The following is a 427-nucleotide window of genomic DNA, read 5'->3' on the forward strand; positions in this document are numbered from 1 at the left end:
GCATTCGGCCTCGCGCGCGCGCAGCAGCTCGAGGCGAAGATCCTCGAGCTCGGCGCGGAGAACGTCGCGGCGTTCATCGGCGAGCCGTTCCAGGGCGCGGGCGGCGTGATCTTCCCGCCGTCGACGTACTGGCCGGAAATCCAGCGGATCTGCCGCAAGTACGACATCCTGCTCGTCGCCGACGAAGTGATCGGCGGCTTCGGCCGCACCGGCGAATGGTTCGCGCACCAGCACTTCGGCTTCGAGCCGGACCTGATCACGATGGCCAAGGGCCTGACCTCGGGTTACGTGCCGATGGGCGCGGTGGGCATCCACGAACGCATCGCGCGCCCGATCATCGACAACGGCGAATTCAATCACGGCCTCACGTACTCGGGGCACCCGGTCGCGGCGGCGGTGGCGGTCGCGAACCTGAAGCTGCTGCGCG

At 68.6% G+C, this 427-nt stretch carries 1 protein-coding gene; it reads left to right on the plus strand.

The window, feature by feature from the left end; genetic code table 11:
- A partial coding sequence (locus NQV17_RS37860) for an aminotransferase class III-fold pyridoxal phosphate-dependent enzyme (RefSeq protein ID WP_257776170.1) occupies positions 1-427 on the plus strand: 427 nt, incomplete at both ends.

The organism is Burkholderia sp. SCN-KJ (assembly GCF_024656005.1).
GTDB lineage: Bacteria > Pseudomonadota > Gammaproteobacteria > Burkholderiales > Burkholderiaceae > Burkholderia.